Source organism: Pseudomonas sp. JAI120 (assembly GCF_014207255.1).
In the GTDB taxonomy this organism is placed as follows: Bacteria; Pseudomonadota; Gammaproteobacteria; order Pseudomonadales; family Pseudomonadaceae; genus Aquipseudomonas.
In genome coordinates this window covers 199792-222914 of record NZ_JACHCZ010000001.1, presented here as the reverse complement: position 1 = coordinate 222914, position 23123 = coordinate 199792, and the positions used below count along the sequence as shown (strand labels likewise).

Here is a 23123-nt window from a genome sequence, read left to right as displayed (position 1 = left end):
TTAATTGCTGCTGATAATTTGATCTGCATCAGTAATTGCTAATCGATTGATTGCGTTACAACTATAGTTCCTGTCAGCTAGAGGGAACTATAGGATGTAGGACCGAAAATAATGTTTTCAGCCTTATATTCCTACGCTCGCTCATGATCACCTCAGCCCGTCTCACTTGAGCTGTGTGCACAGGAGATACCGATTGATGAAGAAGGTGGTCGACGCATCAACGGAGCAAACACCAATCCCTCCGCATTCCGTGGCCTGGCACTCCCTACCTGTGGAGCAGGTGACAAACCTTCTTGAGGTCAATGAACATATCGGGCTGGAGGCCGCCGAGGTTCAAGCCCGGCTTGACCGCACAGGTTTCAATCGCTTGCCAGAAGCAGCACGGCGACCCGCGTGGCTGCGATTCTTGCTGCAATTTCACAACATTCTGATTTACGTGCTTCTAGGATCCGCTGCGATTACCGCGATGCTGCAACATCTGTGGGATACGGTGGTGATTCTGGCAGTGGTCATTGCAAACGCACTCATTGGCTACGTCCAGGAAGGCAAAGCGGAAAAAGCCATGGACGCTATCCGGCAGATGCTGGCACCGCACGCCGCCGTGATTCGCGCAGGCCAACGCTTAAGTATTGTGGGCGAGGAGCTGGTACCGGGCGATATTGTCTTGCTGGAGGCGGGAGACAAAGTCCCTGCTGATTTACGCCTGCTGCACGCGAACAGACTACAGATTCAGGAAGCGATTCTTACCGGTGAATCCGTACCCGTAGAAAAGCATACGGAACCAGTAGCCCTTGGAGCAGCCCTGGGTGATCGTACTTGTATGGCATTCAGCGGCACGCTCGTGACTTGCGGGCAAGCAACTGGGGTTGTCGTTGCGACCGCAGCAGCAGCTGAAATCGGACGCATCAGTACGCTGCTTGCCGGAGTAGAAACGCTGACCACTCCGCTGGTGCAGCAAATGAACGTCTTTGCCCGTTGGCTGACGATCTTGATCTTGTTAGTCGGCGGCCTTTTGCTCGTGTTTGGCCATTATGTTGGGCACTACGAGTTCACCGAGATCTTCATGGTCGTGGTAGGGATGTCGGTAGCGGCTATACCTGAAGGGCTGCCCGCCGTCCTTACCATTACGCTGGCTGTTGGAGTGCGAGCAATGGCTCGCCGCAACGCTATTGTACGTCGCCTGCCGGCCATCGAAACACTAGGCTCAGTATCCGTCATCTGCACTGACAAGACCGGCACACTTACCCGCAACGAAATGATGGTCGCATCGGTAGTGACGAACGACCTCATATTCAGGGTCGACGGCGAAGGTTATCAGCCAATAGGAAGCATCAGTCTTGCAGATCAGCTAGTCGACATATCGACTCACCCTGCGTTGGCAGAATTGGGGAGAGCAGCCGGCCTGTGTAACGATGCTGTACTGCGCCTGCATGATGACTTATGGAAGGTAGAGGGTGACCCAATGGAGGGTGCCTTGCTGGCATTTTCCGGAAAGATCGGTATTGATAGCGATGAAAATCATCAGGCCTGGCCCCGCACCGACACCATCCCGTTTGACGCGAAACACCGCTTCATGGCGACCCTGCATCACAACCATGGTCGACATGCCTTTATCTATGTAAAAGGCGCGCCAGAACAAATACTGGCCATGAGTACGCAGCAGCTCGTAAACGCTGGCGGGACTGAACCGCTCAATGCGGACTACTGGCACGTACAGGCAAACACCATTGCTGCCAAGGGGCAGCGTGTATTGGCATTTGCAGTTAGATCAGTTTCCCCCGAGCACACCGTGTTGGAGTTCGGGGACGTGCAAGGGAAGTTAACCTTGTTGGGTATGGTCGGGCTGATTGACCCGCCGAGACCCGAGACGATCCACGCCATTCAACAGTGCCAGGCGGCAGGTATTTCCGTAAAAATGATCACGGGTGACCATGGCGGTACCGCAGCCGCTATCGGTCGGCAGATTGGCCTGCAAAATCCCGACAAGGTGCTGACTGGCGTTGACCTGGACGCTATGAACGATGCTGCCCTCAAGGAAGCGGTAAAGGACGTCAATATCTTTGCTCGCACCAGCCCTGAACATAAGCTCAGGCTAGTAATGCTGCTGCAGTCGAACGGCATGACCGTGGCCATGACCGGCGATGGAGTGAACGATGCACCAGCGCTAAAGCGCGCCGATGCAGGTATCGCGATGGGTGGAAAAGGCAGTGAAGCCGCCAAGGAAGCCGCAGACCTGGTGCTGGCCGATGACAACTTCGCGTCCATCGTCGCTGCGGTTCGCGAAGGCCGGACGGTCTACGACAACATCAAGAAAGTGCTGAGCTGGACGCTGCCTACCAACGCGGGCGAGACCATGACCATCATCGTTGCCCTGCTACTCGGCATTACGCTCCCGGTGACGCCAATACAAATTCTGTGGATCAATCTGATTACCGCCGTGACACTTGGCATCGCGCTGGCGTTCGAGCCGACCGAAGAAAACACCATGCGCAGACCGCCCCGTTCACGTAAGGAACCACTCATAAGCGGTGCTTTAGTCTGGCATATGGTGCTTGTTTCCGTTCTGTTTCTCTGCGGCGTTTACGGTATTTTTTCGTATGCGCTCGACCGTGGTTACTCAGTTGAACTGGCCCGAACCATCGCAGTGAACACCTTAGTCGTGATGGAAATTTTCCATCTGTTCTTCATTCGCAATCTTTACAGCACATCACTTACCTGGAAGGGCATTCGTGGCACCAAGGTCGTGTGGATGACCGTCGCCGTGGTGACCTTAGCTCAGTTCGCCATCACCTATGCACCACCGCTGCAAAAGGTGTTTGCCACAGAAGCCATCCCCTTCCTTGATGGCCTACTGATCATCGGAGTTGGTGTTGCGCTCTTTGCGATCATCGAGATTGAAAAACAGATTCGAATCCGCCTGTCCGAGTAGAGCGGGTTGCAAGCTAGCAATCCCCTTACGACAAGCATCTCCATGCCACTGAAAGAGGGTTTAGAAAATGCATAAAATACTTGTAGCTGTCGATGGTTCCGAGCATTCGGAGCGCGCGATTCGTTACCTTATCGGGCTGATCCAAGATGGCGGATTGCTCGGCGGGAGCGTTGAGGTACATCTGGTTAATGTGCAGTCACTTTTACCAACTCGAATCGCACACGACATGAGCGAAGATGAGATTGATCGTTACTACGGTGACAAAAGTGCTGAGGACTCACAAAAAGCTGAGGGGCTTCTGAAACAGGAAGGGATTGCATTTACACTTCATATGTTACAAGGCGATGCAGCAAGCCAAATCGTGGCGTGCTCACATTCTTTAGGATGTGACAGCATCATTCTAGGCTCACATGGTAATGGTTTTCTGGCGGGGATCTTTCTGGGTTCTGTCGCGGCCAAGGTGATTCAGCTCTCGGATGTACCAATCACCTTAGTCAAATAAGAGATCGTGAATTGCTTGAAAGCACGGCCCCACAACTGGATTATCAAAGATGGGTACTCTGGAAAAATTTTGATTGAGCTTTGCCCGTAGCCGACCATGAAGCACATGCTATCGCGTTGTCTGCGTTATGGGCGGGGTCGCGCCGGGCACCCGAAAGGGTGCCCGGCGCGAGTGGTCGGTACCCCAACCTTCGCGGCTTTGCCCACCCCCATTGACCTAAGAAGTATCGCTTTGCTTCTTCATGATGAATTTCGCGATCAAGCAATCGCCTTCTACAATGCCCTCTTCAAAATCATTGATAGCAACGACCAGCCTGGACGAGCCGTGGTCAATGTCTCGTAGCACTGAAGATAGCTAGGCGAACCGTATCCTCCGCATAGCTCATATTCATAACCCCAGGATTCTAATGAGGGGTGAGGCTAGTTGGCCTTTTTGCCGACGGTGCCCATTTCGATTGGGGTCTTTATGTAAAACACGGAGATTTCCTCAAGCTCCAACCGCTTGAACAACCTTTCGTATTCGTCCTCGGTGATAGCCATGCGAATCTCGGTCGGCTGATCCGCCATTTCAAAAAAATGCGAGGAATGCAACCGTCCGGTATGCCCACCCCCCCCGATACCTGTAGAGAGGGTCGCGCCACGCAGCCCCATTTCTTTGGCCACATCAACGATCCAGTCCCAACACACGAGTGGTCTACGACCTCTTCCATGTGGTGGCCAAATATGGCCGAGAAGTGATTGATAGGGTCCGTGTCGACGAGGCTAACCGGTTGCGTCATGACAAGCCCCCCGCAAGGTCATCAAGCGGATGGCGTACGGTTACCGGGATAGCGAATTCTTTTTCATGAAGATCAAGAGCGCCTTTCCCGGTAATCCGCAAGGTCATATGACAGCACCAGCCACAGCCACAGGTAGCTGAGTTGGAACACCACCCAGGTCAATCCTGCTATCCACGGCGGTCACACGCTCAACCCATCACTGACCATTCGACGCTTACGAATGCCCGTGCGCGATTCTATCCATTCGGGCGTGGTATCCAGCCCTCTGGAAATTTACTGATTGTCAATTATCTGAGGCGGAAGGCAGCCTCCCAGGCCACACAAGATCACAGTCGCGATCAACTCCCTTGATTTAACGATGGTTCAGATGGCGTGTGGTGTCGCGCCCAGCCCTAGGTCACTTCCTGACGCGGGGCACGGCCCAGCGGCCAACCAAAATTCATGCCCGCCGCCACCACGGCGTAGAAAAAAGCCGAAGCCAGGGCCAGGCAGATGCCGAGCAAGTGTGACGAAGCTCCATCGCTATCCCCTCATCCAGGCACTTCGGTGCGTTCAGCACGGTTTTCTCGCATCTGCCAGAGCATCCAGACGATCCCCAGGCCCACGACAATCGCACCGACCCAGGCTGTGCTGGTCAGCCCCATCGCCTCCAGGCTGGCCCCGCCCAGCAGCGAACCCAGCGCGATGCCGCCATTGAAGCCGGCGATGTTCAGCCCAGCCGCCACTGCGGGTGCCTGCGGCGCGTGGGTGTGCGACAACTCGATCACCCGCGCCTGCAAAGCGGGTACCGCCACATAGGTCAACGCACCCAGCATGCCCGTCAGCAGTACCATCAACGGCAACGACTGCGCCGATGCCCAAATCGCCAGCAGCACCGCAGTAGGCGCTGTGGGATCAATGACCTCATTCGCCGCAGCCGATGCATCGTAGGCATCTCGAACAGCCGCTAAGTTTCGTAGGAAATTTTGTAGGTTTTACCTATCCGCTCGACCTGTGCAAATCCGAGTTCGCCAAGGTGCATACCAGCGATAAGAATCTTATCCGAGCTAACAACATTCAATAGTTTGGATCGTGTTTCGGCGGAAAGAAGCGGATCTTGGTCGAATGCAATGGATACGTCGGGACGAGCAATCTGAATTTGGGGGAAATGAACGATATCTCCCCAAACCAGCAGACTACGATCATTGGAATCGAGACGATAACCGGAATGTCCTGCGGTATGCCCCAGAAGGGGCATCGCACTAATGCCAGGGAGAACTTCGCTATCAGTAAACATGCGCGTCTTCTCCCGATACTGATCGAACACCTTCCGAGCAAAAAGGAAGTTGCCACGAGCACGCTCACTTGCTCGACTGAGATTGCCATCGTCCTCCCAGAAAGAAACCTCACGCTGGTGGACGACTAGCTCTGCATCGGGAAAGGCTGCTTCCCCTGAAGAGTCAAGCAGGCCCCCAACATGGTCGGGATGTGCATGGGTAAGAAGAATGGTGTCAATGTCAGCGGGTTGCACGCCAGCGAGCGCGAGATTCGCCTTTAGCTTGCCGCCCCACTGCTTGAAACCACCAGCCCCCGCATCGATGAGGATCGTGCGGCCCATTCCACGCACCAGGTAACAGTTGATGTGGATCGAGGATGGGTCGCTCACGCCTGCGTCCTGCTGCAACTTGGACGCCTCCGCAGGATCGATATTCGAGAGGAGATCCAGACTTGCGCAAAGGTATCCGTCACTGAGGGCCGTAATCGAAAACTCGCCGATCTGCTGGCCCGGAAATTTCATGTCGCTCATTGCGGTACTCCTTGCGCGTCATCAGTTCCGCGCGTAGATGGCGAGGGGCGAATAGCCGAAGCAACGGATGCGCGCCGTTAGCCCTGTATGGCGCTTTATGGTCACCTCCAATCGCGCCGTGAAGGCGTCCATGACTGATGGCGTTCGGAGCGGTTCGAGGCGGTACCTGATTTCCGCGTAAGCAGGATGCCCGCGCCCTTGGCGAACTGAGACATAGATGACATGCACGTTGTCCAACGTAGCCTGGAGGACATCCGTGCAAAGCCGAGTACATTCTTCAGTGAGTTCCGACAGATACGCTTCGGGCGGCATGTTTTCCGCCTGGATGAAGATCGTCAGGTTAGGCATGGTCCTACACCTGGGTCTGCGGCACTGTGCCGTCGTGACTCGTCAATTGCGCGGTCATCGGGGCATAGAGATGCACGCCCTTGGGAAGCGCATTCAAACCAAGACTAATGGCGCTATCCAGCTTCGCCAGCCACCTGTTTTCAGGACACTTCTCCAATGCGACAGCCCACATCTGCTCAGGCGTGAGCCCCATCTCGATGAGCGGCTCGGGACCGACTGCGCTCACGATCAGATGCTCGCCTTCACCGATGGCAGGTGCACGCTCAAGGCCGCCGTAAAGATTGCGGTGCCAATCGGTGATGTGCTGCTGCCAACGTGCGAAGTTGCCCCCGCCCTTCTGGCGATACTCATCGCCCTCAAGCACGGCCAGACCGTCGATCGAATGCACGGCAAGGTAGACAGGGCAACCCGTGCTCAACGCCTTGAAGCGCTGCGAGGTATGGAACCCGCTCACGGAAATAAGCGCGGGTAGCTTTTCCAGGCTATAGAAATCATTCCACTCTGCTTCGCTGGCTGGGTCGGCAAAGCTGCACTCTACGGTGTAGATCATGGATCACTCGCTACCGGACTTCTTGTACGTCCGGCCCTCTTTGTTGATGTCTCATCATCGTATGACCTTGATCTCGGCGCATAAAACGATTATTCGGTACGCTTCAGTGACAAAAGATCAAGCTAAGCTGGATCGCCATCTTCACAACGGAAACGCTTATGCGAAAGAAAATCCCGAGCAGCACGGCATTGACAGCATTCGAAGCGGCCGCTCGTCACGGCAGCTTCGCGCGCGCGGCAGAGGAACTGTCTTTGACTGAAGGCGCCATCAGTCGCCAGATTGGCCGGCTGGAAGCCTTCCTCGGTGTCGCGCTATTCGAGCGAGTCGGCAATCGTGTCCGGCTCCTGCCCAACGGGGAACGCTACGCGGCCCAAGTTCGCGAATCGCTGGACCGCTTGGATCGGGACAGTCAGTACTTAATGGGGCAGCCGAACGATGGCGCGAGCCTGGACATCGCCACTATCCCGACTTTCGCGATGCGATGGCTCATCCCTCGCTTGACACGATTCCAGCAAAAGCACCCGAACATCACTGTGCATTTGGCTGAGCGCATGGACCCCTTCGTTCTCGCCGGGAGCGGATTCGATGCTGCCATCCATTTCGAGCACCCAGCCTGGACGGGGATGCGGACTCACCACCTTTTGCATGAAGTGCTGGTTCCTGTTTGTCATCCTGCATTGCTCCAGGAGAGCACAGGAGCAGCAACACTGGACAAGCTTCCACGCCTGCACCGACGCCAGAACCCGGATGCCTGGCAGCGCTATTCCCTGGAAACGGGGATCCCACTTACCAATCCAGCGATTGGTGCACGCCACGATCTTCACGGCATGTTGATCGAGGCTGCATTGGCCGGCCTCGGTGTTGCGCTGGTCCCGCGTCTTTACGTTGAAACCGAACTTGCGTTAGGACGTCTGGTCGCTCCGTGGCCAGAGGGGAAAACCACTTCCAAAACCTTCTGTCTCATCCTCCCCGAGCCCATCGCATTGAGCAGAGAGCCAATACAAGCGTTTGCTCAATGGATGCTAGACGAAGCGAAGAAAACAACGACGGTTGAGTCGTAGGGAACCTCCTTTTGCAGGCCTGCCACCAGGTTGTCCCATACGCTTTTATGTAGGCATCGAGGACGCAGTGGTCGAAGTACAAAATTGGATACCGACCGCAACGTGACCTTACGCACCACAGTTGTATCGGGTGTGAATCAAGATCTGTGTTGAAGGTGGCGTTGTCACCGCTCCCTCAATCGCTCCTCGTATCCAGCGCACCGCTGCGGCAGTCTCGCCAACGAAATCATGAGAGATAACATAATCCATGACGCCGGACTCAAGCATCGCCCGCGTATGAACCGTCAGCTCATGACCGACAAAAATAGGCCGATCCTCAGCCGCAATAGTCTCTATGGCCTGAGCAACACCCCGATTGGCGCCGGCCACGTTGTAGATGGCTGCGGGATAGTTGTGCTTGGAAAAATAGCGCGTCAATTGTTCAGTCGTGGTCTGAGGGCGATCGTCGGACATCACTCGTTCGTCGATTTTCAGATACGGAAACTCGGAACGGAGCACCCTGCGAAACCCCATCTCCCGCTCCTGCTGACAGCGAAACGGCACACTGGTCACCAGCAGGATTTTCGCGGGCTTTTTAGGTAAAGCATTGCCGATCAGCAATCCGGCGACACTACCCGCCGCATATTGATCATTGCCAACGTAAGCACTACGCCCGGAGTTAGGCAGGTCGGTGGTCAGGCACACGACGGGGATACCCAGGCTGCACAGTTTGCGAATCGCTCGGTTGATCGCCGGGTGCTCGCGCGATACGACGATCACACCATCCGCTGAGGCGCCCTCAGCCTGAACCTGATCAGCAAAAGTGGCGGGATCGACCTGGTTAGTCGGTACATAGTAGCCATGCACGACGACGCCAGGTGTCGAAGCGTTCACCAACGCCTCGGCACCGGCCAACGTAGCATTGAAGGTTTCACCCGAATCGCAAAATAGCTTGATCTGCAAAGTTGCCATGCCGTCAGCCAAATCTTTCTTTAGCTTATCCAGCGCCGCCAGCACTTTCAGACGGGTGTTTTCCCGTACGCCAGGACGGTTATTCAGCACACGATCAACGGTCGCTACCCCGACCCTGGCCACCTTGGCGACCTGTTGAACAGTGGGCCCCTTCCATAAACGCGCCGATGTTTGCATGGTCATATAGCCAGCCCTTTTTTGATGTTATTTACACCATATACGCATTGCTAATAATTGTTTCAAGAGCAATGACAGGCATGAAAGCATCTTCGTATTTGAGGTGTTTTACATCATAAACCGCCTATGGCGCTGCTTGATGATTGCTTTTTCGGTGCTAATAATCGAGGCATAACAAACACAACAAACCGCCAGGATCGCCCCATGAGTAACTCGTCCCCATCGGTTGATTTCGACCGCCGCGGCTACGCCGCTTTTGCCCCATTGTGCACCGCCTTTCTCAATCAACACGCTCGCGAGTTCGACGCCGCGTTGATGACTTTCGCCCATTGATAGGTAGTTGAATATGAGCATACGAATCGCCGTTATCGGCGCAGGGATTATGGGGGAAGATCACGCCCGCATCATTGCCCAGGACCTTCCGGGAGCCACGTTGCATGTGGTGTGTGATGCGTCGCCAGAGCGAGCGAAGCTGATAGCTGACCGTTATGGCGCCGCTGACGTTTCCACTGATCCACTGTTCACACTTTCAAGGTCCGATGTCGATGCAATCATCATCGCCAGCCCGGACGAAACCCATGCGGTCCTGACCATGGCAGCCATCGAGGCTGGGAAACCTGCACTGTGTGAAAAGCCGCTGTCTCAAAGCCCGGACCAGTGCCTGGCGGTCATCGACAAAGAGGCCTCCCGGGGTCGCCAATTCGTGCAACTGGGCTTCATGCGCCGGTTTGACCCGTCGTACAGGGAAATGAAAAGTGCCTTGGGCGACGGCGTGATAGGTCGGGCTGTGATGATGCACAATTTCCATCGCAACGTAGAAGCTCCCGCCAACTTCAGCGGGCAAATGGCGATCAGTAACTCCGCGCCTCATGAGTTCGATGTGGCCCGTCATGTGCTCGACACTGAATACGTTGCCATTTCAGTGTTCCAACCTACCCGCACGTCTGAGGATGGCGCCGGTGCTCCGGTATTCATGGTGCTGGAAACCCGGGAAGGCCATCTGGTGAACATCGAAATCAACAACAACGCCCATTACGGGTACGACGTGCGTGGCGAGCTCGTGGGCGAGCTGGGTTCCGTGCAACTGGCCACACCCGTAAATGCTCGTTTCAATACCCGTCTTCAAGGCTTTGAACGGTACGCTGCCGATTGGCGGCCGCGTTTCGCCGACGCCTACCGCCTGCAGAACAAAGCATTCGTGGAGTTCATCAACACAGGCGTATTCCCTGTCCATGCCGCGAATGCCTGGGACGGCTATTGCGCAGCCATCGTCGCCCAAGCCGGTATCGAGGCACTCAATCAGCGTCGCCGGGTAGTTTTGCCAACGCTGGAAGTACCGCCCCTCTACCGATCGCGAGAAGGAGCTACGTCATGAAGCTGGGATTCGTCACCGACAGCCTCGGTAACCTGCCATTGCGGGAGATGCTCAAGCAGGCTGAACGCCTGGAAGTGTCGGGCCTGGAGATCAACACCGGCGGATGGTCGACCGCGCCGCACTTTAACTTGGCGCAGATGCTCGCCAGCGCCGAGGAACGCCAGGCACTCAAACGCAGCTTCCAGGAGCACGGCCTGGAAATCATTTCCCTGAACGCCAACGGCAACCCTTTGCATCCCACGCAGCCCGAGCAAGGCCAGTGTCTCAAGGACACGATACGCGTAGCCGGTGAACTGGGAGTCAAGACCGTTTGCACCATGTCCGGCTTACCAGAGGGTCGGGCCGGCGACAGGATGCCGAACTGGGTGGTTGCCTCATGGCCTCCCGAAACCCAGACAATGCTGCGCTATCAATGGGAAGAACGCCTGCTGCCCTTCTGGAGCGAGATCGCTGATCTGGCCAAGGAGAACGGTGTGGAGCGTATCGCTTTGGAATTGCACGGTAACCAGTGCGTCTACAACGTCCGTTCGCTGCTGAAACTACGCAATGCGATCGGACCGGTGATAGGAGCCAACCTGGATCCCTCGCATCTGTTCTGGATGGGCGCTGACCCGCTGGTCGCCGCCGAGGCACTGGGCGACGCCATTTACCATGTGCACGCCAAAGATACTTTGCTTAACGCGCCAGTCCAGGCCGTGGATACACTCCTGGAAAATGGCTCATTGATGGATATCCCATCCCGAAGCTGGTCCTACATCACGCTTGGATTCGGCCACGGTGAGCAATGGTGGCGGCAATTCTGCTACCGCTTGAAGATGGCTGGCTACGATGGCTGGCTATCGATTGAGCATGAGGACGTTTTACTCAACAGCCTCGAGGGCTTGGAAAAGTCCGTAAGACTGCTAAAGAGCGTCATGCCGGTTGCCGCCAGCGATTTCAAACCCCAGTCCATCTGAATCGCACCACGAGAAAAAACCAATGTAATTCCATATTAAATCGCTCACCGCAATGGCGAGTGAGCATCCCCATAAGTTTCAGTCAGGAATATCACAATGACAATTAATTCCTACGGAAATACGGCATACACTTCAGCCGCCTATGTAAGTCCTGAAAAACGCCAGGCACAGCGCTACCTGCAAAAAGTGACTTGGATTGCCACGTTTGGCGGCCTGCTGTTCGGCTTCGATACCGGCGTCATCAATGGCGCCCTGCTCTATATGAAGGATGACTTGGGCCTGACGCCATTTACGGAGGGCTTGGTCGCCAGCGCCCTATTGATCGGCGCAATGATGGGGGCGCTGTGCAGCGGTCGCCTATCGGACCTCAAGGGTCGCCGCCGTATCATTCTTTTCCTCGCCGTAGTGTTTTTTCTTGGCGCGTTGGCCTGTGCGCTGGCGCCCACCCTCAACGTCATGGTGGCCGCCCGCTTCACGCTGGGGTTAGCGGTGGGCGGCGCGTCGGTCGTCGTGCCGGCGTATCTTGCGGAAATGGCCCCATCCAGCATCCGCGGTCGCATCATCACTCGCAACGAGCTGATGATCGTCACCGGGCAATTCCTGGCCTTCACCACCAACGCCACACTGGGCAATTTGTTCAGCGATCTCGATGGTGTTTGGAGATGGATGCTTGCCTTGGCAACCCTGCCAGCCGTGGCACTCTGGTTGGGTATGCTCTACATGCCGGAAAGCCCGCGCTGGCTAGCCACCAAAGGGCGCTTCAGAGAGGGCCTGGAGGTACTGAAACTGGTACGGGAGGAGTACTACGCCAAGGCTGAGATGGAGGCCATCACTCAGCAGATCAGCAACGAGCGATTCATCAAAAAAGGTGGCTGGCGCGATCTGTCTCAAAAAGGCGCGCGACGAATCTTTTTGATTGGCATCGGTATCGCTGTTACGTCGCAGCTGACCGGAGTCAATTCAATCATGTACTTCGGCACCCAGATCCTCACAGAAGCAGGCCTGGAACAACGTAGCGCACTGATAGCCAATGTCGTAAACGGCATTATCTCGATTGGCGCAACGTTCGTGGGTATTGCTCTGCTGGACCGCGTGGGGCGTCGCCCAATGATGTTGCTCGGCTTCACCGGCACCACATTGTCTTTGCTGTTGATTGGCCTGGTTTCAGTTTTTGTCGACCCCTCCGTCACCCGCGCCATGCTCATTCTCGGCGCCATGGCGATGTTCTTGGCCTCCATGCAAGGGCTGATCGGGCCTGCTTTCTGGGTACTTTTGGCAGAAATTTTCCCAATGCGCATCCGTGGCGGATGCATGGGCATGGCGATCGCAGCCTTCTGGTTGACCAACGTGATGATCGGCATGTTCTTTCCATCCTTGGTTGCAACGATCGGGATCGGCCAAACCTTCTTTGTGTTCGTGGGAGCAGGACTTCTGTCCCTGACCTTCGTTGCAGTGTGGGTACCGGAGACACGAGGCAGCACGCTCGAAGAGATTGAACAGCGGTTGTATGGTTAGACGAGGATGAAGTCTCTACGCTGACTTCCGTTCTTCCGCTTCCTATTTCGTCGCCTTTTTTGGGAAGCGGCTCTTCTCTGCTGAAGCGGCTCGTCGCACTGGCGGTGAACCGGCGTTAGCCCTACATTATTGCCAATCACACCTGTGCGGAATATCCATGACGCCCCTCCAGGATAAAGGCACCACGTCAATTGCCTTGGTGCATGAAGCATTGTATAGCGCCAGGCAAAGGCAACTGGACCTGACAGCTGCGTTAGCCAATGCAGACTTCGACCCTCAACTGCTCAACGCCCCAAAAGCCAGGGTCTCAGCGACCTCCTTTGCCCGACTGTGGGTGGAGATAGCCAACCTGCTGGACGATGAATTTTTTGGCATCGACAGTCATCCCATGCGTCGCGGCAGCTTCAAACTGATGTGCCATGCGCTCTTGGACTGCCCGGAAAAATGGCCCGAACGTGATGACCTGGCGGTGGAACTTCACATGTCCAACTCCACGCTGCAACGCCGCTTGCAGGCAGAGGGCACGCATTATCAAAGCCTCAGGGACGACCTTCGCCGCGACATGGCGATTGACCTGCTGTCGCGTGGCGATATGACGGTAACGCAAGTCGCCGCCGCCACCGGCTTCCAGGAAACCAGCGCGTTTCATCGGGCTTTCAAGAAATGGACTGGCGTCAGCCCTGGCGCCTATCGACGCGGCCACCTGGAAGAATAACCTCCCCCCTGTTACGCCCCGCCCAACTTCGTGCACTGCGTTGCACCACAACGCAACTCAACCGACTTCGAACGGCTCACGGCCTTTGGGTACAAGCCTGTAAAAGCCGATCATTTCACCTATCTGGCGGTTGACTACACGTCAGGCTGCCCGCTTGCGACTCGGAGGAGAGGACGGTAAGGAATGGGAGCGAGTGACCGATATCACCTACACCGTCCAGAGTGGGCCGTTCAAAAATGTGTCAGCGCAGTGGCGCAACTCGACCAATCGGTCGACGTACGCCGATAGCGCCAACGAAAACCGCCTGATTTTCCGGTACTCACTTAAATTTTGATGGAATGGTCGGCTGCGCCAACAGCCGTCCAGCCGCACCCACCAACGTCATAGGAAGGCACCGTCCGCTGCCGGTCGTGACGAGCTTATTTCGCGCCAACTCGCCTACCCAAAGGGCAGCGCTCAGGCCGTAAACGATTTCGGCGACAGTACACTGGTTTTTCGTCTAACCAGAAACACTGAGCAAAGAGTCATACTCCTCAGAACACAGAAAAAGCGACTAATAGCATTTTCTTTACAATTTGCGGATCCTCACCACGAGATATCTGCGACGCAGCATTACTTAACTGTGCATCGATATAGGCAGATGCAAACTCTGATGAAATGTCTGCAGAAAACTCACCTTTGGCCTTTGAACGCTCCACCCATTTCCTGTAGGCAGCCAAAGCTTGCTCCTGTATGAAGTCAATTTGTGCTCGTGTTGCTTCACCCAAGTGCATGCGTGATTCGCGCATCTTTATCAAAAGACATCCCTTTGGAACTTCTTGACTATCACTCACTGAGGTGGCAAATGACACTAGGTTATCAAGCGCCTCTCGAAACGGCATTTCTGTGTTTAACATCTGCAGCACAGAATCTAGCACCTGTTCCTGATATTTAAGAATAACCGCTTTCATCAAGCCATCTTCATTCCAAAATTCACGATAAAGACCTGGCTTCGATATATCACATCTTCTGCAAATCTCATTAAGGGACAAACCACGTACACCCTCTTTCCAATAGGCTTCCATTGCCACATCCAAAACGTGATCGCGGTCTAGGGTCTTAGGTCGTCCCCTTAAAGGTTTTGTTGGATCTAAAATCATTTCGTACCACCCAGTATTTTAACTTGACACATGATGCCACCCCACATTATCGTACCACACGGTACTTAATTTACAGCCAGGCAGGAAAGAAAAATGAGCGAAGCACAAAAAAACGTAATCATCACCGGTAGCAGCAGCGGATTTGGCCTAAAAGCAGTGAAAGACTTTGCCGACAAGGGCTACCGAGTGTTCGCTACCATGCGTGGCACAGAAGGCAAGAACGCCGCAGTCAAGGCCGAGCTGGAAGCGTATAGCAACCTCATCCATGTTGTAGATATGGATGTCACCAGCGACGAATCCGTCAAAACAGCCGTTGCCGGTTTGCTGGCTAAAGCGGGCAAGATTGATATTTTGATTAACAATGCAGGCGTAATGTACCTTGGTATTACGGAGGCATTTAGTATTGCCCAAGCCAGGGAACAGATGGAAACCAACTACTATGGCGCTATGCGTATTATACAGGCTGTCTTGCCCGCGATGCGGGAAGCCAAGTCCGGCCTGATCATTAACACCTCATCAATGGTCGGCCAGATCTCAGCGCCGTATTTCTCTACATACGCCGCCACCAAGCACGCTCTGGAAGGCTACGTCCAAGGCTTACGTTACGAAGTGGCTCCCTTCGGTATTGATGTTGCCATCGTACAACCAGGCCCGTTCCCTACAGGTCTGAGTGCAGGCGGGCAAGAGCCTTCCCGTCTTGACGTGCTTGACAGTTATGGTGAATTGGCAAAGATACCTGGCGCTATGTTCGCTGAGTTCGCGAAATTCATGCAGTCTGACCAAGCACCCGATCCACAGCTGGTCGTAGATACTTATTTAGCGCTAGCAGATATGCCTGCTGGCAAACGCCCTACGCGCACAGCTGTCGGCATGGTTTGGGGTGTTGATGAAATTAACGCTGCCAAGCAGCCCATTCAAGACCGTGTTTTAAAAGAAATGCAACTTGAAAATATTTTAGGCGGTGCTGACGCTTAACTCCTGTATCAGGGCAAACTATTTCTTGCCCTGTTTCCGCCATATCAAAATCGCATTCTTCCTTGGGAGACGTCCAGTAGCAATGCTTCAGCTTCGACTAACGCAGCGCAATTGAAAGAGCGAAGATGACCACTACACGGACTGCACAACACTTCGAAGCGAGCGACTTTAGACACTAGCCAAGCCCCCTCTTTGGGCAAGGAACACATAATGAAAGTTACAATCCTCTATAGCGGACTACTTGCAATTTTGTTCGTTGTGCTAAGTGTCCGAGTAATTATTGGAAGAGTAGGTCCCGGCAGTCCCAGTTTTGGTGACGGTGGCAACCCCGTCATGTTTCGGCGCATCAGAGGACACGGCAATTTCGCTGAGTACGTTCCACTGGCACTCTTGCTGATTGGACTTCTAGAATTAAGCGGCTCACCGCAATGGCAACTGCATGCACTTGGTTCAATACTGCTTGTTGGTCGCATTCTGCATGGCTATGCACTTTCGTTTACAACCAATAATATTTTTGGTCGTAACGCCGGCATTATTGCAACTCTTTTAGTCCTGTCCTCCTCGGCTGTGCTTTGCATTTGCAGGTATTTTGGTGGGGCCTAATTAGGCGTGCAATGCGGTCAGCATGCAGTTCACATGTCGGACTTGCGGCTGCACTTCCAAGTTAGCAGCGATCATTTTGATGCCTCTGCTGTGTGCCTCCTCTGATCGCGGCCAGGAGCGCGCAGGTCATTTCGCTTTTGCTGCAGAGCTCTCAGCGCTGGGGTGGTTCGCCAGCACCCTAAGTGGCTAACCTGGATTGCAACTGGTCGGTTTGATTGCTGCGACAGCAGGCGGTTTTTCAGCGATGCCCGTACTGTGGACTCATCGAGCCGCTCAGGGAGAAAGTGGCCGCAGGCAACACCGGTCTGCGCAGCGGGCAAGGGTTCTATCGCTGGGATGAAGAGCGCCGCGAACGGCAGCTGAACCGGCACGGACACCAGCTACGGCTGCTCTCAAACCCTGAACCTATCAGCAGGAACATCGCTGCAAAACAAGTCCCGGCCTACCGGTTGCATGTTACTCGCAGCACCAATGGCCTATGGCCGAATTCGTGAGAAATTACCTGGGCATTTCCTACTCCACTACTACTCGCACTCTTGCCAGATTTCCGACCCGCGTAAACTCCGCCGTGGCGTCACCCTCACGCTGGACGGTAGCGCGGAGCACGGGATAGTAGGTGCCAGGTTCCGAGTAGGTGAGTGTTTTATGTATAGCGAGCGTTTCTGACGGCTGATGAGGAAGCGGAGCGTCTAGAAAATCATCGTTCCCCGTCTGGCTCCATTCCGTTTTCACAATTTTGCCGGCAGATGGCGAGACGGTAATGTCACCCAGCAGCGTGACGGGCTCCCCGACTTTGGCAATGATTCTCTCACCGCTCCTGGACGTGAGTTTCACAACAGGCTGGATGCCTTGCCTTGCTGATGCGTCTGCAGGTAATGAGACCTGGCCATTATTGAGCCCATACTGAGTGGAGCGAGGCGGCGCTGTACCATTTTCCACCCAGGCACTTACGTCCCTGACGGCCTGTTCGAGGATGCCGTTGTAATCTACAAGTCTCACAAACTGATTGTCAGCCGCGCCCGAGGCAACAACGCTGCCATCCAAATGGTCTGCATTATCGTTTAACCAGATTCGCACCTTCTCGTCGTACTGATTACCCTCTCCCGCCTTCAATCGCTGGCCATACCAGTTGGCATCCCAAGGGTAGGCATCGACATCAAGTGCATTGGCTATGATTATCATCTTGCTGTTTATCTTGCCGGTGAAGCTACCGCCTCCGCTGACACCTGCGCTGATTATTGAGCCTACCTCTTGGGGGCGTTGCGGGTAGCGCGGAGAACCGTCTGCATTGCGAAATTGATCCCACACAGCAAATCCACCAGAAACCGGTACCTGATGCCGATGGTAGGAGGTCAACGCAATTGCCCAGCGATTGTCGACACGAATCTTGGTTCCAGTTGTCAGAGTGTTAAGCATGTCGACTTGATTTTGCGCGGACAGCGTAATGACTCCGCGCTCGGCATCCAAAGACCCAAGCAATTTTCGATTGCCCCCTTCTGCCCCTTCGAGAGTGAAGTCCAACCAAGAGCTGTTTTTGAGGTGCGACAACCCGGCCACGTGCAAGCTTAATGGCTTACCAGCCGAGTCACGATCTATCCTTTGAACCGACACTACGCGCTCAATTTTCGCCCTTCGTACAAGAGTGCCCAGAGTGGATTGCGCGGTACCGAGGTAGCCAGGTTTACTCCAGAAGTCATCTGCATAACCGGGATCAATGCCTTTGACCGAACTGGCAAACCCCAGTAAACCTTGCGGGTCGTTGAGACCCAGGATGTAGGCGTAATTATCCCAACCGCGCAGGGGCACGCCCATTGCCGTGACCTCCGCAAGAACCGAGGCCTGCGTGGCGTCAAGTGCTGCAAAAGGATCGCCGCTACCTCCCGGTCGCATAGCGTCGGCAATGTGTGACGCTTTATCTTCGAGTACAAGACGTGCGAAAGCACGAACAAAAAAATTGGTAGGAATGGATGTTGGAACGCCAATGACGAATGGAACGGCACCCTCCCATACCCCCGACGAGTTCTCAGCCGCTGCAATGGTCAGATAAGACCCGCCGCTGCCACCATAGATGTAGCCGTGGATCTGAGAAGCGGGCAGTCCATAGTATTCCCCAGCGACCATCTTCGAGAACTTTGCAGCCGCCGCGTTGGCTCGATAGCCAGAGGGCGAAACAGTATCCACGGTATACGCACCGCTGTCGGCACCAAATTTGATTACCCGGTCCGGAACGCTACCGTCACCCAAGGGATAAACCTTGTGGAAGAAACGCCCTTTCCATTGGGCTTTCGGCGGGAAGAAAAAGCTGAACTTTACATCGGTGCCTTCGAAGTGCCCGGAAACGCGATGCGTCAGAACAGGGCTTTTCAAATCTTCTCGGCTATCTATTACCGGGCGGTCGAACTCCGGATCGACGCAGTCTTGAGTAATGAACATTATCCCGCCCGGTGGTGTTTCACACGGCGGGGATTGAGACGCGGCGGAAGCTAATGTCGACAACCCACCAAGCGACACTGCAAGTACCAAGCATCTGGAAGCGACGAACTTCTTATTGAAACCGTCACCGCGATGGAAATCTGTGCCAGGTGGAGCAGCCACTAAAGTCAGTTTTTTAGCGTTGTTCATAATGGCTGTGAATTCCTTGAGGAGCTTCAATGACGGCAGACCGACACTGCTGGGTAAGTTTTTGAGTCGTTTGAGGATGAGACCGCTCCGGCTGGGTCTCTCATTTTCCAGCTTGAGAAGCGTGACGTGCTCTACCAGGCGCTCACCTGCGCCTGGACAGAGCCTTAGTACCAAGCATAGGCTGGAGATGTCTACGATGCCGGGGGCAGTCCACCCAACAACGACGATTCACATGGCGTAGAGAAGAAACGCCAAGCCTTCGCTGATTGCACTGCAGGCTTCGCTGTTGGCCTGACAAGGGAGAGGTTTGCCGGTAACGAATGGAACGGCAATGGAGGAAAAAGAACTGATGCGGATATTGCCGGCGTGATAAATCGCTGCGTGGGCGCCGTCATGCGACAGAGCCTCAAGGCTGATTTGGAAGATTCGGGCGCCAGACATAGTCGTACCATAACAATAGGATTGAACATATCCGGCGGTCCGGTGACAGCAAGGTAGCATGATGATTAATACGACCAAGGAATATATTCTATTATTCTTATTCCTAAAATGAATAATAGATCCAGACGCTGCATCACGCCCACCCCTCCAGTCGCAACGTGGACCGAATCAGCCGTTGCTCTTCGCTTTCAATTTCCCTGAGGTTTTCGCAGATGCTCTGGATGTGCGCGATGGCCGCCTTGCGCGCCTGCTCCGGCAGGCGCCCGGTCACGGCGTTATACAGCCGTGCGTGTTGGCGATCGATCTGGCGCTTCTGCGGTTCACGGTGATAGAGGTTGTTGACCGAAGCGAAGACGGTGTTGAGCAGCAAGTCCGTCAGCGAGCGCAAGGTCTGTACCAGCACCGGGTTGTGCGACGCCTCGCAGATCGCCAGGTGGAACGCATGATCAAGCCGAGCATGTTCGCTCGCCTCCAGCAAATGGCCGTGGGCATCGAGCAATGCCTCATAAGCGCGGGTGATCAGGACAAAATCGGCGTCGGTGCCACGCAGGGCCGCTAAGCGGGCGGATTCGCCCTCGAGCAGGCTACGCACTTCGAACAGGTCGTAGAGCGTCCGCGGCTGCGAGCTGAACAGGTGCAGCAGCGGTGACGCCACGCCCGGCCCCGACAGGTCGGCCACGAATGAGCCCTTGCCTTGCTCGGTGTTGATAATCCCGCGAGCGCGCAACACCTTGAGTCCCTCGCGAAGGGCGGTACGCGAGACGCCGAGTTTTTCCGTCAACCGCCGCTCCGAAGGCAACAGTTGCCCGGTCTTGAGCACACCGTCGACGATCAGGCGCTCGATCCGCTCACAGACCACGTCGGCAACTTGCTGGGTACGGCCCGTTTCTGTGCTGTCCATGCGATCTCCAACTGGTATGACCAGCTTCAGCGTCCGACTCGCCAGTGCTCAAACACCCGGTTAATCGACTGTTTTTGATGGTCTTTTTTAACCGAATAAAGAAACAACGATTAAACAACTGGTTCGACCAGACCAACAACCCATAGACAGTAAAACGCCCCAGGCGAATGATGCAAGCCAGCTGCATCGGAACAGACCTCGAATAAAAACAACTGAGGGTCGCCTACCGACTATGAATATTCTCTACGATGAACGCGTCGACGGCGTCCTGCCTGACGTCGACAAACAGGCGCTGCTGCAGGCCCTGCAGACTCGGTTGCCTGATCTGGAAATCCTGCACCAGCGCGAAGCGCTCAAGCCATACGAATGCGACGGCCTCTCCGCTTATCGCACCACGCCCATGCTGGTGGTGCTGCCGCGCCACATCGATCAGGTGCAGGGCGTGCTTCGAGTCTGCCATGAGCGGCGTGTACCGGTTGTGGCTCGTGGTGCGGGCACTGGTTTATCCGGCGGTGCGCTGCCGCTGGAAAAAGGCGTGTTGCTGGTGATGGCGCGCTTCAACAACATTCTGCACATCGACCCCGCCGCCCGCACCGCCCGGGTTCAGCCAGGGGTACGCAACCTGGCGATTTCCCAAGCGGCTGCGCCATTTGGTTTGTATTACGCGCCGGACCCTTCCTCGCAGATCGCCTGTTCCATCGGCGGTAATGTGGCGGAAAACGCCGGTGGCGTGCATTGCCTGAAGTATGGGCTGACCGTGCACAACCTGCTCAACGTCGACGTGCTAACCGTCGACGGCGAACACGTGAGCCTGGGGTCCCAGGCCCTCGACTCTCCGGGTTTCGATCTGCTCGCGTTGTTCACCGGCTCCGAAGGCATGCTCGGGGTGATCACCGAGGTCACGGTCAAGCTGCTGCCCAAACCACAAACGGCCAAAGTGCTGCTGGCAGCCTTCGACTGCGTCGAAAAGGCTGGCCGTGCGGTGGGGGACATCATTGCCGCCGGCATCATCCCAGGCGGCCTGGAAATGATGGACAACCTGGCCATTCGCGCCGCCGAAGACTTCATTCACGCCGGCTACCCGGTGGACGCCGAAGCGATTCTGTTGTGTGAACTCGATGGCGTAGAAGCCGACGTCCACGACGACTGCGACCGCGTGCGCCAAGTGCTGGAACAGGCCGGCGCCACCGAAGTGCGCCAGGCTCGCGATGAGGCCGAACGCGTGCGTTTCTGGGCCGGGCGCAAGAATGCGTTTCCGGCGGTGGGCCGCCTCTCACCGGATTATTACTGTATGGACGGGACGATCCCGCGCCGCGAACTGCCTGGCGTGCTGCACGCTATCGCGGCGTTATCGACCGAGTACGACCTGCGGGTAGCGAATGTTTTCCACGCCGGCGACGGCAACATGCACCCGCTGATCCTGTTCGATGCCAATCAACCGGGCGAACTCGATCGCGCCGAAGCCCTGGGCGGCAAGATCCTCGAATTGTGCGTGAAGGTCGGCGGCAGCATTACCGGTGAACATGGTGTGGGCCGCGAAAAGATCAATCAGATGTGCGCCCAGTTCAATAGCGATGAGCTGAACGTGTTCCACGCCGTCAAAGCCGCATTCGACCCAGGCGGATTGCTCAACCCTGGCAAGAACATCCCGACATTGCATCGATGCGCTGAGTTTGGCGCCATGCACGTTCATCTGGGTCAGATGCCCTTCCCCGACCTGGAGCGTTTCTGATGCACAGCGAACACGCTATCGACGCCAGCGCAGCGCTGCTGGAGCAGGTCAACCAGGCGCTGAACAACGCCACGCCGCTGCTCATCCAGGGTTCCAACAGCAAGGCGTTCCTTGGACGCGCAGTCACAGGTGAAGTCCTCGACACGCGCGCCCACCGTGGCATCGTCAGCTACGACCCGACTGAACTGGTGATCACCGCCCGTTGCGGCACGCCCTTGGCGGAGTTGGCAGAAGTGCTGGACGCCTCGCAACAGATGCTGCCTTGCGAACCGCCCTCCTTCGGTGAACACGCCACCGTGGGCGGCATGATTGCCTGCGGACTCTCGGGGCCACGGCGTCCGTGGTCAGGATCGGTCCGCGACTTCATCCTCGGAACACGGCTGATCACCGGACAGGGCAAGCATTTGCGCTTCGGCGGCGAGGTCATGAAGAACGTCGCCGGCTACGATCTGTCGCGCTTGATGGCCGGCAGTTACGGCGCGCTTGGGGTGGTGACCGAAGTGTCCCTCAAGGTCCTGCCCAAACCACGGCAAACCTTGAGCATCAGCCTGGAGCTGGACACCGACCGTGCCTTGCTGCGCCTGGCGGAATGGGGGCAACAACCGCTGCCGATCAGCGCCGCGTGTCACGATGGCCAGCGCCTGCACCTGCGACTCGAAGGGGGTGAAGGCTCGGTGGCGGCGGCCCATGACCGCCTGGGCGGTGAGTGTCTGGACGCTGCCTACTGGCATGACCTGAACGAACACCGGTTGAGTTTCTTCGATGAGGACCTGCCCCTTTGGCGCCTGTCCTTGCCGCACAACACGCCCCGATTGTCGCTGCCAGGGACGCAACTGATCGATTGGGGGGGCGCCCAGCGCTGGCTCAAATCCGACGCCGACGCGAGTGTCATTCGCACGGTGGTCGATAAACTCGGCGGGCATGCGACCTGCTACCACCCGGGCCTGATCGACAGTCCCTTCCAACCGCTGCCCGACACGTTGATGCGCTACCACCGGAATCTGAAGCAGCAACTCGATCCACGGGGCATCTTCAACCCCGGTCGCCTGTACGCGGAGCTTTGAACC

The 23123-nt window shown here is 55.9% G+C and carries 21 protein-coding genes and 3 pseudogenes; 14 read left to right on the top strand and 10 right to left on the bottom strand.

The window, feature by feature from the left end; translation table 11 throughout:
• Positions 1-196: 196 nt before the first annotated feature.
• Both HDC32_RS01135 and HDC32_RS01130 read left to right on the top strand, forming a co-directional pair.
• A complete protein-coding gene (locus HDC32_RS01135) occupies positions 197-2929 on the top strand; it encodes a cation-transporting P-type ATPase (protein WP_184742137.1) in 2733 nt (910 codons plus the stop codon).
• Positions 2930-2996: 67 nt separating this feature from the next.
• Complete coding sequence (locus HDC32_RS01130) at positions 2997-3431, top strand: universal stress protein (RefSeq protein ID WP_184742136.1); 435 nt, start codon at positions 2997-2999, stop codon at positions 3429-3431.
• Between the two features lie 419 nt (positions 3432-3850).
• On the opposite strand, the pseudogene HDC32_RS01125 reads toward HDC32_RS01130, so the two are convergent.
• Positions 3851-4108 (bottom strand): annotated as a pseudogene (locus HDC32_RS01125) (DUF190 domain-containing protein); the annotation flags it as partial.
• Here HDC32_RS01125 and HDC32_RS32325 point away from each other — a divergent pair.
• Positions 4108-4242 (top strand): annotated as a pseudogene (locus HDC32_RS32325) (transposase); the annotation flags it as partial. The pseudogenes HDC32_RS01125 and HDC32_RS32325 sit on opposite strands and share 1 nt — an antisense overlap.
• Before the next feature lie 497 nt (positions 4243-4739).
• On the opposite strand, the gene HDC32_RS01115 reads toward HDC32_RS32325, so the two are convergent.
• The 4 genes from HDC32_RS01115 to HDC32_RS01100 all read right to left on the bottom strand — a co-directional run bounded on the left by HDC32_RS01115 (position 4740) and on the right by HDC32_RS01100 (position 6893).
• Positions 4740-5084: a hypothetical protein gene (locus HDC32_RS01115; protein ID WP_221461863.1), complete on the bottom strand. Its 345-nt coding sequence runs from the start codon at positions 5082-5084 to the stop codon at positions 4740-4742.
• A 71-nt stretch (positions 5085-5155) separates the two neighbouring features.
• A complete protein-coding gene (locus HDC32_RS01110; protein ID WP_184742135.1) occupies positions 5156-5995 on the bottom strand; it encodes an MBL fold metallo-hydrolase in 840 nt (279 codons plus the stop codon).
• Positions 5996-6016: 21 nt separating this feature from the next.
• Positions 6017-6343 carry a hypothetical protein gene (locus tag HDC32_RS01105; protein WP_184742134.1) on the bottom strand — a complete coding sequence of 109 codons (327 nt, stop codon included), beginning with the start codon at positions 6341-6343 and terminating at the stop codon, positions 6017-6019.
• Between the two features lie 4 nt (positions 6344-6347).
• A complete protein-coding gene (locus HDC32_RS01100) occupies positions 6348-6893 on the bottom strand; it encodes a sugar ABC transporter (RefSeq protein ID WP_167655314.1) in 546 nt (181 codons plus the stop codon).
• Between the two features lie 158 nt (positions 6894-7051).
• Here HDC32_RS01100 and HDC32_RS01095 point away from each other — a divergent pair, with 158 nt between their 5' ends.
• Positions 7052-7954 carry a LysR substrate-binding domain-containing protein gene (locus HDC32_RS01095; RefSeq protein ID WP_184742133.1) on the top strand — a complete coding sequence of 301 codons (903 nt, stop codon included), beginning with the start codon at positions 7052-7054 and terminating at the stop codon, positions 7952-7954.
• A gap of 108 nt (positions 7955-8062) precedes the next feature.
• On the opposite strand, the gene HDC32_RS01090 is transcribed toward HDC32_RS01095, so the two are convergent.
• Entirely contained in the window at positions 8063-9088 is a 1026-nt protein-coding gene (locus HDC32_RS01090) for a LacI family DNA-binding transcriptional regulator (RefSeq protein ID WP_145338680.1), read from the bottom strand.
• 198 nt (positions 9089-9286) lie between these two features.
• Here HDC32_RS01090 and HDC32_RS31940 point away from each other — a divergent pair, with 198 nt between their 5' ends.
• The 6 genes and pseudogenes from HDC32_RS31940 to HDC32_RS01065 form a co-directional block, all read left to right on the top strand.
• The gene (locus HDC32_RS31940; RefSeq protein ID WP_259242521.1) at positions 9287-9415 is read left to right on the top strand and encodes a hypothetical protein; all 129 of its coding nucleotides are present in this window, start codon (positions 9287-9289) and stop codon (positions 9413-9415) included.
• 13 nt (positions 9416-9428) lie between these two features.
• Positions 9429-10457 carry a Gfo/Idh/MocA family oxidoreductase gene (locus HDC32_RS01085; RefSeq protein ID WP_145338679.1) on the top strand — a complete coding sequence of 343 codons (1029 nt, stop codon included), beginning with the start codon at positions 9429-9431 and terminating at the stop codon, positions 10455-10457.
• Positions 10454-11413 carry a sugar phosphate isomerase/epimerase gene (locus tag HDC32_RS01080; protein ID WP_184742132.1) on the top strand — a complete coding sequence of 320 codons (960 nt, stop codon included), beginning with the start codon at positions 10454-10456 and terminating at the stop codon, positions 11411-11413. Before HDC32_RS01085 ends, HDC32_RS01080 begins: the two co-directional genes overlap by 4 nt.
• A gap of 96 nt (positions 11414-11509) precedes the next feature.
• Entirely contained in the window at positions 11510-12928 is a 1419-nt protein-coding gene (locus tag HDC32_RS01075) for a sugar porter family MFS transporter (protein WP_184742131.1), read from the top strand.
• A gap of 157 nt (positions 12929-13085) precedes the next feature.
• Positions 13086-13643, top strand: a complete 558-nt coding sequence (locus HDC32_RS01070; protein ID WP_167655312.1) for an AraC family transcriptional regulator — start codon at positions 13086-13088, stop codon at positions 13641-13643.
• Between the two features lie 130 nt (positions 13644-13773).
• Positions 13774-13977, top strand: a pseudogene (locus HDC32_RS01065) (OprD family outer membrane porin); the annotation flags it as partial.
• A 199-nt stretch (positions 13978-14176) separates the two neighbouring features.
• Here the strand turns inward: HDC32_RS01065 and HDC32_RS01060 are convergent.
• Positions 14177-14707: a TetR/AcrR family transcriptional regulator gene (locus tag HDC32_RS01060; RefSeq protein WP_178116815.1), complete on the bottom strand. Its 531-nt coding sequence runs from the start codon at positions 14705-14707 to the stop codon at positions 14177-14179.
• 168 nt (positions 14708-14875) lie between these two features.
• Between HDC32_RS01060 and HDC32_RS01055 the strand changes: the two genes are divergently transcribed.
• Positions 14876-15757, top strand: coding sequence for an SDR family oxidoreductase (locus HDC32_RS01055; RefSeq protein ID WP_145338676.1), 882 nt, complete (start codon positions 14876-14878; stop codon positions 15755-15757).
• 210 nt (positions 15758-15967) lie between these two features.
• Positions 15968-16360, top strand: coding sequence for an MAPEG family protein (locus HDC32_RS01050; protein ID WP_131696421.1), 393 nt, complete (start codon positions 15968-15970; stop codon positions 16358-16360).
• Positions 16361-16873: 513 nt separating this feature from the next.
• Here HDC32_RS01050 and HDC32_RS01045 read toward each other — a convergent pair.
• From HDC32_RS01045 to glcC, 3 genes are all read right to left on the bottom strand, one after another.
• Positions 16874-18982: a Tat pathway signal sequence domain protein gene (locus tag HDC32_RS01045; protein WP_260403566.1), complete on the bottom strand. Its 2109-nt coding sequence runs from the start codon at positions 18980-18982 to the stop codon at positions 16874-16876.
• A 228-nt stretch (positions 18983-19210) separates the two neighbouring features.
• Positions 19211-19423, bottom strand: coding sequence for a hypothetical protein (locus HDC32_RS01040; RefSeq protein WP_053187656.1), 213 nt, complete (start codon positions 19421-19423; stop codon positions 19211-19213).
• Positions 19424-19556: 133 nt separating this feature from the next.
• Positions 19557-20324, bottom strand: coding sequence for a transcriptional regulator GlcC (glcC, locus tag HDC32_RS01035; RefSeq protein WP_184742130.1), 768 nt, complete (start codon positions 20322-20324; stop codon positions 19557-19559).
• A gap of 232 nt (positions 20325-20556) precedes the next feature.
• Between glcC and glcD the strand changes: the two genes are divergently transcribed.
• Positions 20557-22056, top strand: coding sequence for a glycolate oxidase subunit GlcD (glcD, locus tag HDC32_RS01030; protein ID WP_131696423.1), 1500 nt, complete (start codon positions 20557-20559; stop codon positions 22054-22056).
• Positions 22056-23120 (top strand): glycolate oxidase subunit GlcE, encoded by a 1065-nt coding sequence (glcE, locus tag HDC32_RS01025; protein ID WP_184742129.1) that lies wholly within the window; start codon positions 22056-22058, stop codon positions 23118-23120. Before glcD ends, glcE begins: the two co-directional genes overlap by 1 nt.
• Positions 23121-23123 lie beyond the last annotated feature (3 nt).